11 protein-coding genes are annotated in these 11265 nt (G+C 33.5%); 6 read left to right on the forward strand and 5 right to left on the reverse strand.

The genetic code is table 11. The annotated features are described in order from the left end of the window. The first annotated feature begins 12 nt into the window (after positions 1 to 12). Entirely contained in the window at positions 13 to 1197 is a 1185-nt protein-coding gene (locus tag RZ74_RS02050) for an aminotransferase-like domain-containing protein (RefSeq protein ID WP_053949792.1), read from the forward strand. A gap of 38 nt (positions 1198 to 1235) precedes the next feature. On the opposite strand, the gene RZ74_RS02055 is transcribed toward RZ74_RS02050, so the two are convergent. Then, positions 1236 to 3272, reverse strand: a complete 2037-nt coding sequence (locus RZ74_RS02055; protein WP_053949793.1) for a KUP/HAK/KT family potassium transporter — start codon at positions 3270 to 3272, stop codon at positions 1236 to 1238. Positions 3273 to 3430: 158 nt separating this feature from the next. On the opposite strand from RZ74_RS02055, the gene RZ74_RS02060 reads away from it, so the two are divergent. Continuing rightward, positions 3431 to 4531 carry an SLC13 family permease gene (locus tag RZ74_RS02060; protein WP_053949794.1) on the forward strand — a complete coding sequence of 367 codons (1101 nt, stop codon included), beginning with the start codon at positions 3431 to 3433 and terminating at the stop codon, positions 4529 to 4531. A 75-nt stretch (positions 4532 to 4606) separates the two neighbouring features. After that, complete coding sequence (locus RZ74_RS02065; protein WP_053949795.1) at positions 4607 to 5392, forward strand: glucose-1-dehydrogenase; 786 nt, start codon at positions 4607 to 4609, stop codon at positions 5390 to 5392. A gap of 42 nt (positions 5393 to 5434) precedes the next feature. On the opposite strand, the gene RZ74_RS02070 is transcribed toward RZ74_RS02065, so the two are convergent. Beyond that, positions 5435 to 6766 carry an MFS transporter gene (locus RZ74_RS02070; protein ID WP_237756911.1) on the reverse strand — a complete coding sequence of 444 codons (1332 nt, stop codon included), beginning with the start codon at positions 6764 to 6766 and terminating at the stop codon, positions 5435 to 5437. 147 nt (positions 6767 to 6913) lie between these two features. Between RZ74_RS02070 and RZ74_RS02075 the strand changes: the two genes are divergently transcribed. Beyond that, complete coding sequence (locus RZ74_RS02075; RefSeq protein ID WP_053949797.1) at positions 6914 to 7804, forward strand: magnesium transporter CorA family protein; 891 nt, start codon at positions 6914 to 6916, stop codon at positions 7802 to 7804. A 206-nt stretch (positions 7805 to 8010) separates the two neighbouring features. Continuing rightward, positions 8011 to 8880 (forward strand): GRP family sugar transporter, encoded by an 870-nt coding sequence (locus RZ74_RS02080; protein ID WP_053949798.1) that lies wholly within the window; start codon positions 8011 to 8013, stop codon positions 8878 to 8880. Positions 8881 to 8921: 41 nt separating this feature from the next. On the opposite strand, the gene RZ74_RS02085 is transcribed toward RZ74_RS02080, so the two are convergent. Then, positions 8922 to 9428, reverse strand: coding sequence for an HdeD family acid-resistance protein (locus RZ74_RS02085; RefSeq protein WP_053949799.1), 507 nt, complete (start codon positions 9426 to 9428; stop codon positions 8922 to 8924). A 177-nt stretch (positions 9429 to 9605) separates the two neighbouring features. Here RZ74_RS02085 and RZ74_RS02090 point away from each other — a divergent pair, with 177 nt between their 5' ends. Next, the gene (locus RZ74_RS02090) at positions 9606 to 9932 is read left to right on the forward strand and encodes a hypothetical protein (RefSeq protein ID WP_053949800.1); all 327 of its coding nucleotides are present in this window, start codon (positions 9606 to 9608) and stop codon (positions 9930 to 9932) included. A gap of 18 nt (positions 9933 to 9950) precedes the next feature. Here the strand turns inward: RZ74_RS02090 and RZ74_RS02095 are convergent, their stop codons facing one another. Both RZ74_RS02095 and asnS read right to left on the reverse strand, forming a co-directional pair. Further along, positions 9951 to 10424 (reverse strand): NADPH-dependent FMN reductase, encoded by a 474-nt coding sequence (locus RZ74_RS02095; protein WP_053949801.1) that lies wholly within the window; start codon positions 10422 to 10424, stop codon positions 9951 to 9953. Between the two features lie 114 nt (positions 10425 to 10538). Then, on the reverse strand, positions 10539 to 11265 hold a 727-nt coding region (gene asnS / locus RZ74_RS02100; RefSeq protein ID WP_083437133.1), incomplete at its 5' end, for an asparagine--tRNA ligase.

Raw genomic sequence — 11265 nt, forward strand, 5'->3', positions numbered from 1 at the left:
AGGGAATTGATTATGAATTTTAAATTCTCGAAAAGAGTACCAAATCTAGATGATGATGTGGTTGGCGAAATCTTAAAAGTAGCAGGTGACCCTGAGATTATTTCATTTGCTGGTGGATTGCCGGCGCCAGAATTATTCCCAGTTGAAGCTATGCATCAAGCTGCCGATAAAGTTTTTGAAAAATATGGTAAAGATGCATTACAATATACCGCTACAATTGGAAACGTTAAGTTAAGAGAATCAATCGCTCATCGAATGCAAACTAACAAGTTTGTACATACTTCCATCGACAATATTTGTATTACTACTGGATCAGAACAATCAATTGATTTAGTAGCAAAGATGATGGTAAACGAGGGCGATGTCATTTTAGTGGAAAAGCCCACATACTTATGTGCTTTAGACGTATTTAAAAGTTATGGCGCTAAAGTGGTTGGTATTGATATGGATGAAGATGGGATGCTAATGGATGCGTTAGAAGCCAAATTAACTGAATATTCAGAAGCCAAATTAATTTATACAATTCCCAATTTCCAAAATCCAACCGGTCGAACTATGACCGCAGATAGACGTCAAAAAATGGTTGAAATTGCTGAAAAACACAACGTCGTTATTTTAGAAGACGACCCATACGGAGAAATTAGATACTCTGGTGAAGTTGTTCCACCAATTAAGCATTACGATGAAAATGGAACAGTGGTTTACATGAATACTTTTTCTAAGATTCTAGCTCCTGGAATGCGATTAGGATGGATTGTAGCTGATAAAGACTTCATCGATGCTTTTGTTGTCATGAAACAATCAGCAGATTTACATTCAGACAATCTATCTCAATATATTGTTGCTCAATATATGGAAGATAATGATTTGGATAAACACATTCAATCAATCTCAGACGAATACAAAAAACGTGCAACAATGATGTTAAAAGAAATTGATGAACAATTTCCTAAAGGGGTTAAACACAGTAATCCAGAAGGTGGGATGTTTATCTGGGTTGAAGTACCAGGAAACGTTAACACAATGGATTTATTCTATAACTGCGTAAAGCATAATGTTGCCTTTGTTCCAGGTGAACCATTCTATCCTGATGAAGTGATTCCAGGAACATTTAGAATGAATTTCTCAAACATGAAAGATGATCAAATTCATGAAGGGGTTCGTCGAATGGCGGTTGCCATTAATGAAATGATGTAAAAAAAAACACTTATCAAAATTGATAAGTGTTTTTTATTTTATAGATTATGTCTGGAATGAATTGAGTGATAAATCTTTCTTTGAACTAAATATTGGTCATGTTGCATAGTAATAAATAGTGGAGAAGATTCTTCAATTACATTACTAAATTCCAATCCGTACCATGAGATAGGGGAGGCAGTAATGTTTTGTAAGAAGATACGACCAGAGATAAGTTGTCTATCAAATGCGTTAATTTCTGAGTTTAATGCTAAATCAGAAGGACGTTCATTGATGATTACGAACTTAAAGTCTCCAACGTTACCACGTTTTCCAGTTGAACTATATGTTTGCTTTTGTGGATCAATAACACCTTGTTTGATTAGGTAGTTAACAATTTGGTGTAGGTAGATACTTACACTTTGTTGTTTTCTAAATCCAAGGTATAGTTGCACGTCAACAATATTCTTAGTATCGATAAGGTCAACAGTGTAGTTACTTTCGTATGGGTTACTTGTTTCATTAACAGTAACGAACCAGTAAACCTTAGCACGTTTTGGTTCCTTATCTAAAATAGAATACATTGTACTACGTTTGATTTGGTAATCATTCTTAATCTTAGTCATGTAAACCAAATTAGAAGTGTACAAAGGAATTGATTCATCTTCACTTAATTGTGTCAATTGATCACGATATTCAAGAAGGGAAACATATTCGCTTTCACGTTCGTAATGATCACGACGTTTGTTACCAAAGTACCATAGAATCATGATGATTAAGATAGCACCCATAATGATTAGGGTAACGAATCCACCATGAACGAATTTAACGATACTTGCAATGAAGAATGTAAATTCAATTACAGCAAAGAATGCAGCAATTAGTAATGCCCATAGGCGTCTCATCTTACCTGATAGGTATTCGAACAATAGAACGGTAGTCATCAACATAGTAACTGTGATAGCTAAACCATAAGCTGATTCCATTCTTTCTGAACTACCGAATGCCCAAACAACAATGAAGGTAACGATACATAAGAACCAGTTAACGGTTGAAATGTAAATTTGACTTCTGATATTGCTTGGATGTCTAACAATCATTCTAGGCAAGAACTTCAAACCAATCGCTTCATCAACTAGAGTGAATGAACCAGTAATCAATGCTTGTGATGCGATGATAGCAGCTAAAGCAGCAATTACAATGGCAAAACCACGAAGTGATTCAGGAAGCATTTCGTAGAATGGGTTCAAACTTGATAGATTAGCAAATTGTGGGTTATGTGCATTGTTGATAACCCAAGCACCTTGACCTAAGTAATTCATTACTAAGGCAAAGTAAACAAATGGCCAAGTACCATAGATGTTTTTCTTACCAACGTGTCCCATATCTGAATAAAGTGCTTCAGCACCGGTTGTAGCAAGGAAAACACTACCTAAAATGAATAATCCCACTTTATTAACGGGACTGAATAGAATTTCAATCGCGTAAATTGGGTTAAATGCGCTTAAGATAATAGGGTATTTTAATAAATTAACAATCCCCATAATTGCTAGGAAGGAGAACCAGATTAACATAACTGGTCCAAATGAGTTCCCAATAATTCCAGTTCCAAATCGTTGAATTAAGAATAATACCAATAATACTAATGATGTAATGATTAGAACAGTTTCTTGAGAGTTACTGAACGAGATAGGACCAAAGTGTTGTCCTTTCAAACCTTCCAAAGCAGAAGTTACTGAAACGGCAGGAGTTAGAGTCCCATCAGCTAATAGTGCAGCCCCACCAATTAAGGCAGGCCATACTAACCATTTGGCCTTTTTTCTAACTAATGCGAATAAGGCGAAAATTCCACCTTCACCGTTGTTATCAGCACGCATGGTAATTAATACGTATTTGATTGTGGTAATCACCATAAGAGTCCAAATAATTAATGAAATGGATCCAATTATATAAAAAGGTTTAATGTCAGACATTTTGCCGGCATTACCAATAATGGAATTCATTACATATAGTGGTGAAGTACCAATATCACCATAGACAATTCCCAAAGTGATTAGCATTCCCATAAAGGAAATCTTATCAAATTTAGCTTTCATGACTAAATCCTCCAAAAATAATTATGTAAAAATTCACACATTAATAAAGTACAATTTACCACTATTTTAAGCTAGTTTAAAGAAAAAAATGAAAAAGGTTCTATTAAATGTTAAATTTAATGGTATAAAAGTTTTAATAACAGGGGGCCTTAACCAACATGATAACTACTTTATTTAAAAATATAGTTAAAGATAATGTCGTTAAAATAGTTTTAACAATCTTTATTGTATTACTATTTTTCAGGCAACCTAATTTGCGTGATATTGATGTTAACACAATCTTGATTTTATTCAATTTAATGCTAATTATTGAAATAGTTAAAGAAACTAACATATTGAATTATTTTAGTGCCTTGATTATAAATCATGTTTCCAATTCTCGCCAAATAACTGCTTGGTTAGTATTGCTTTCTTTTGTGGGATCAATGATAGTCACTAATGACGTAGCAATTATTACATTAGTGCCCTTGTACATATTAATTGCTAAACAGTATCAGTTAAAAATCGCTTATCCAGTATCATTAATAACAATTGCAGCTAACTTAGGTAGTGCAGTAACACCGATTGGTAATCCGCAAAATGTTTTTTTAGTCGAATATTATCGAATTGGGTTTATACAATTCATGTCACAATCAATCCAGCTATTGTTGATTGGCATCATTATCATGATGATTTTAGTGAATTTGAGTCATAAAAAATATATTAGTGCGCAATCCACCAAACCAATTCTTATAAAAATAAGTGATGTAATATGGGTGTACGGATTATTTATCCTTGTTTTATTATCGCAATTTAAAGTGATTAGCATTTTAGTCCCACTAATCTTAGTAATATGGAAGTCAGCTAAAGTAAATGTGCAAATGATTAAAAAAATTGATTATTCATTATTAGTTACGTTTGTTTTCTTCTTTTTAATTGTGGGAATGATTGGAAGAATGCCGATTGTATCAGAAGCTATTTATCATTTAATTAAAACACCGCAAAGCACGTTTTTAACCTCTATTGGTATTAGTCAGATTATCAGTAATGTTCCATGCGCTGTCCTAATTGCTAAATTTTATAGTCATTTTAGTGCAATTTATTGGGGAGTTTCCATTGGCGGTTTAGGAACATTAGTCGCTTCTCTAGCTAATTTATTAGCATTTAAACAAGTTTCAATCTATGCTAAAGATGAAAAATCCAGTTTTATTAAAATATTTACGGGATTAAACATCGTTTTATTAATATTCTTAATAATTATAAAGATTATATTAATATAATAGAAATTCAGTAAACTTTCTCATTTTTTGTGTAATAATTATGTTATTGACTTAAATTTGAAGGGAATGATTGATATGTACACAGATTTAAATGGAAAAGTAGCAGTAGTTACTGGTGCTTCCAAGGGGATTGGAAAGGCAATTGCTTTACGTTTAGCTCAAGAACACATGAAATTAGTTTTTAACTATCATTCTGATCAAAACGGTGCGCAAGTAGCCGTTGATCAAATTAAGCAAAACGGTGGGGATGCAGTCGCAGTTCAAGCCGATGTTTCAAAAGAAGAAGATGTAAATAAGTTAGTTAAGACTGCCGAAGAAGAATTTGGTGGCTTAGACTTATTTATTAACAACGCAGGGATGGAAAAAGAAGTTCCTACGCATAAACTAGAATTAAAAGATTGGCAACGAGTAATCGATGTTAACTTAACTGGAACCTTCTTAGGTACCAAAGCAGCATTAAATTACTTCTTAGATCACAATCAAGCAGGAAACATTATCAACATGTCTTCTGTTCATCAAACTATTTCTTGGCCTCATTTTGCTGATTACTCAGCATCAAAGGGTGGAAGTAAGCTATTTACAGAAACTGTTGCTAAAGAATATGCTCCTAATAACATTAGAGTTAATTCCATCGCACCTGGTGCAATTAACACACCAATTAATGCAAAGAAATTTGCTGATCCTAAAGCTTATGCTGATACAGCTGAATTAGTACCAATGAATAGAATTGGTAAACCAGAAGAAGTTGCCGCAGCTGCAGCTTGGTTAGCTTCTAGTGAATCATCATATGTAACTGGGGAAACAATTTACGTTGATGGTGGAATGAAACTTTATCCAGAGTTTAAAGAAGGCCGTGGATAAATAAAAAAGATGGCATCAATATTAGATACCATCTTTTTGTTTTTATAAAGCGCTGCTACCAAAGTTTTTGGGTTGAATAGCAACTTCAATAATTGGATATAACATTAAAATTCCAAGAAAGACGAAACCAATTTCGTATGATTGATTTTCTGGGAAGAAACTTGATAACGCAGATACGACAACGGTAATTAGAGAAACTCCTAAACCTTGTGCCATAGTTTGTAAAACAGAACTAAGCGTATTTGCTGAATTTCTTTCTTCAATTGGAATTTCAGAGAATGTGACGGCATTATAGCAGGTCAATGCTAAAGATCGTCCACATCCTGAAATAAATGCAAGACCGGCAATGATGACACCGAATGTTGTTGGTCTAATCATTGCTAAAGCAGCAGTACTAATTGCAACTGTAAATAAAGCAATTAATAATGAAGCTTTATACTTGATGTTTCTGATTATCGCGTTGGTAAAAGGTTTAATACCGATATTTCCAATGAAAACGAAAATAACGTAGTAACCAGCTACTAAAGCTGACCAATGGAAAACAGTTTGTAGATAAACGGTTAGCAAGTAAGGAAGTGCTCCTACTGATAGCCACAAGAATGTTCCACCAGTTTGATAGATTCTAAAAGAACTAACTTTTAAAGCTTTAATATCAAATAAAGGTGTTTCAACGTGTGAAAGGTGATAACCGACTACTAAGATCATTAACAAACCAAGTAGTACCAATAATCCAGCTACTGGCCAGAAATGACGACCATATGTGGCGATTTCTGCACCAATTAAAATGAATCCGGATGAAATTGCGATTTCTAGAAAACCGATAAAATCAAACTTATCTTTGCTTTTCTTGGAATCTTTTTCTACCAATTTAATTCCAATTAGAATAGCTAATAATCCAATTGGGACATTGATTAAGAAGATCCATTGCCAAGTTAGATATTTAACGAAGAATCCACCGATAATTGGGGCAATTGCTGGCGCAATTAGAGCTGGCCAAACTAGATAGTTAGCCATTCTTAATAGTTGGTTGGAAGGGGTTCTTTCCAGCATGATTAGTCTGGCAGTTGGTGTCATTAATGATCCAGCAAAACCTTGTATAAAACGGCTAACTAAAAGAACTGCAAAACTAGGGGCTAACGCGTCACCTAATGAGCTTAATACAAATAGTAAAGTCGCAAGTAACCAAGCATTTTTCTTACCAATTCGTTTAGCAATCCAGCCACTTAGTGGAATAAAAATTGCCATGGTGATAAAGTAAATGCTGACAGTTAATGAAAGAGAAGAAGTTGGTACATTGAGACTTCTTCCTATATATGGAAGTGCGGTAGTTACAATCGTTGCATCTAAAAATTGCATGAATAAACTTGACGCCATTAATAGTGCAACCTTAATATAATTGCTAATAATAAATCATGTCCTTTCAAAAGATGTCATAAAAAAGTATATCATAATAATTAAAAAGGCCATGAATCATAAATAAGGAAACTAAAACGATTAATTACTAAGAAAGGGGCAATTGATTTGATTAAAATACATCAATTAACTGATTCCAAATGGGTGGAAATGGTTGATGCAAATACCAAAGAAGTTGTAGAAACAATTGACGAATACAAATTACCTAATATCTTAAAAGGGTACATGTTGGATGCTCATGAACATTCACGTTTTGAATATAATACAGTTAAGAAGTACTCTGTTATGATTATGCGTGCGTTAATTTCTGGTCAAGATGAAAACGTACAAACAGCACCAGTGATTATCGCCTTCACCAATGATTTAATTATCACCAAGAGTGATTCTAGATATCGTATTAAACAAGAAACTAGATGTAACAAATTCGATATGATCTTTAATATGCTTCAACGAATCAATAAACCATATATGAACAAGTTGGATCAAATTAATGAATCAGTTGAAAATCTACAAAATAGTCGTAATAAGAGCCGTGTTAATAATCGTCATCTAAACGAAATTGCGATTTTGAAGAATGACTTGGTATACTTAAAAACAGCCACTGCTGCAAACATTATGGCGATTAATCAACTACAAAAATCTAGTGATAACTTTGAAATTCCAATTTCATTTAACAATCGTCAAGATCAACACATTGATGATGTTGCGGTTGAATATGATGAAAGCAAATACATGTTTGATGTGCTAGATGAAATTGTTAGTCAAATTGAAGATACTTACAGTAACATTATTAATAACAATTTAAATGACGTCATGAAAGTTTTGACCGTCTGGTCATTGATTTTAGCAATTCCACCAATTATCAGTGGATTCTACGGTATGAACGTTGGGGTATTACCATTTGCCAACAGTAGTTGGTCATGGTTCTTTACTTTGGTAATTACGGTAGCCATTATTTACTGGATGCTATACTACTTGAAAAAACATCATGATTTGTAAAAAAGGTACGACTTTCAGTCGTGCCTTTTTTTACTATTTGTTATAAATTATTAAGAATTAGTTAATTATTGGAAAATTTAAATGTAAGCGCTTTACTATAAAATGACATGATTGTATAATAATCATTGTTAGTTGGGGACAGCCCCAATTATTAATCGAAAAAAATGACAATAAAATCATAATAAGTTTAAAAAGGAAGTGTTAAGATGGACATCTTAATCGGAATATTACCTGCACTACTTTGGGGTGTAGGACCTCTAATTGCTACCAAATTTGGTGGTAAACCAATTGAACAACTATTAGGAACAGGTTACGGACAATTAGTTGTTGGAATTGTAATCTACATATTTACAAGACCTGCAATTTCATTTAATGAATTTTTATGGCCATTCTTAGGAGGGGTTGCATGGGCAGTTGCTCAATACATGCAATTCAGTTCATTTACTAAGATGAATGTCTCATCAGCAATGCCAATTTCAACTGGATTACAATTAATTGAAATTCCACTTTGTGGGGTAATCTTCTTTGGTGAATGGGGCAGCCCACTAGCTAAACTAATTGGATTCTTAAGTATCGCACTTCTAATTCTAGGAACTACTTGTACCAGCTATGTTGATAAAAAAGTGGTTAGAAAGAAGATGGACTACAAAGCCGGAATTCCATTACTAGTAATTGGTTCATTTGGATACACAGCATGTTCTGTATTCCCAAGAATCACTAATGCTTCTGGTTTAGTTGGATTACTACCACAAACATTTGGAATGATGTTAGGTGCTTTAATTGTTGCCTTTATTCTAAATGGATCAGAAACATTCGGTTACTTGAAGTCAAAAGTAACTATGAAGAGTGGAATTATTGGAATCTTAGGTGGATTAGGGACATTAGCTTACCTAACATCATTAAAACTAAATGGTGTTGCTAATGCCTTCCCATTAACTCAAATGAACGTGGTTGTTTCAACTATCGGTGGTTTGATTATTCTAAAAGAACACAAGAACAAGAAAGAAATTACATTTACAGTAGTTGGTCTATTGATGATTGTTATTTCAGCAATCTTAATCGGACATCTTGAATAATAAAAAAAGGACCTACCAAATGGTAGGTCCTTTTTTGTCTGTTAGATTGAATGAACGATTCGTAAAATTCCATTTACTAAGAAGAACAATCCAACTAGGAATGCTACTGATAAAGCTGAAGCTACTGGGGAAGCAAGAAGTAAAATTCCTACAATAATTCCAATAACTGCAAAAGTTATATCCATAACATACCATCCATGACTAATATCTTTAATGTATTTTGCTAGTGATAATGCTGTTAGAGAGTCTAAAATAAACATGATTGCAAAGAAAATAGCAATGTATAAAATTCCGAACGCAGCGTTGAAAAGCATTAAAATACCGATAAGGATATCTAGGATACTATTAAAAATGATCCAAGTTTTAGATTCAAAAACATCAGATAAATGGGTAATCTTGAAAATACCAGTAATAATTGAGAAAACAGCTACAATTATTACGATGGTGCTAAATGTAATATCTGGTCGATTTAGCGTAATAATTCCAACGATAACACCTAAAATACCTACGATGAATGAAAAGGGATCAAATTGATTTACTTTGTTCATTAATTTCACCTCTTTTAATATGATAATTTAATTATAGTTCAATCAAATTATATAAAGCATAGACGACAGGCATTCTTAAGATAATCTTAACGTTTATGAAGGATATCAAGTCGATTTATTTTAAATCAATTTATGAATATGTATAATTAACTTAGATTAATAACAGAGGGATGTTTAATGGATCAACTTATTACCGTACTGGAAAGACACAAAAATTTGATTAAAGTAAAGTGTAGGGGAGAATTCGGTTACTTCTTTCCCACCACTAACTTAGTTAATAAAGAAGCCAAGGTCGAATCATTTGTAGACGCCGAAAATCTATTGAAAGAGTTCTTAAATCGACAAAACGATGAATTAATCATGGTACCGCGATTTTTTGATTTTGAGCAAAACATCTTTACTATTCAAGGTGTTTCTAAAACTGATATTCAAAAAGGATTAGATGGAGATCTAGGTACATTTGATATTGACCCTGATGGCAATATAAAAAAGCAAGCAGAATAATTCTGCTTGCTTTTTTTATTAGATAATTGATTGAATTTCTTTTCTTAGTAATTCAATTTTATAGTTTTGGTCATCAAGCTGTCCGTTGATTAATTTATGATCATCGGTAAACATATCAGCATTGATATTAATTAATGGATTAGTGGATAGTTTAGCCATCTTTAATCCGACTGCGACAAGGTCAAGTGCGATTTGAGATTGTAGTCCACCGTGACTACCATATGAAATGAATGTGACTTTCTTATTACGCCATTCACTTGCTAGATAATCGATAGCGTTCTTTAAGACAGCAGGATATCCCCAGTTATATTGTGGATAAATGAAAATAACGGCATCCAATGATTCGATTTTTTGAGACCATTCCTTAGAATGATCTTTTTGATATTGTTGTTTAGCAGGTACTTCTGCCTCGTCTAAAAAGGGCAGATTGATTTGGCTTAAATCTAGTACTTCAGTTTCATAATCTGATGAATCTAAATTGTTTGCACCCAATTGCCTATTTCGGGACAGATACGACTAGGGCGGTTACTACCTAAAATAAGGCCAACTTTTTTCATGTTTAAATCTCCTTAGTAAAAAAAGCATTCATTACGAATGCTTTTTTGATTAGAACTTAGCGCTACCTGGTTCACGTGGGAATGGGATAACATCTCTGATGTTTTCCATACCAGTTACGTACATAACTAAACGTTCGAAACCAATTCCGAAACCGGAATGTTTGATTTCACCATATTTTCTAAGATCTTGGTACCAGTCATATTCTTCTGGATTTAGGTTAAATTCTTTAATCTTGTCGTTTAAGACATCATATCTTTCTTCACGTTCACTACCACCAACGATTTCACCAATACCTGGTACTAAACAGTCGGCTGCAGCAACAGTCTTACCATCGTCATTATCACGCATGTAGAATGCTTTGATATCACGTGGGTAGTCAGTTAAGAAAGTAGGGCGTTTGTATACTTCTTCACACAAGTATCTTTCATGTTCAGATTGTAAATCAATTCCCCATTCAACAGGTACTTTAAATTCAGTATCTGCATCTTGTAGAATCTTAACGGCATCAGTATAAGTAACACGAGCAAAGTCTTCGCTAGCAGTTTTCTTTAGTTTTTCAATTAAACCAGGTTTAACGTTTTCATCTAGGAAAGCTAGTTCGTCTTGAGCATGTTCTAATACGTAGTTGATAACGTATTTTAGAAGACCTTCAGCAACATCCATCATACCTGGAAGACGAGTGTATGCCATATCAGGTTCAATCATCCAGAATTCTGAGGCATGACGAGGAGTATGTGAGTTTTCAGCTCTAAAAGTAGGACCGAAAGTATATACA

Origin of the sequence: Apilactobacillus apinorum (assembly GCF_001281175.1) — a bacterium.
GTDB lineage: Bacteria > Bacillota > Bacilli > Lactobacillales > Lactobacillaceae > Apilactobacillus > Apilactobacillus apinorum.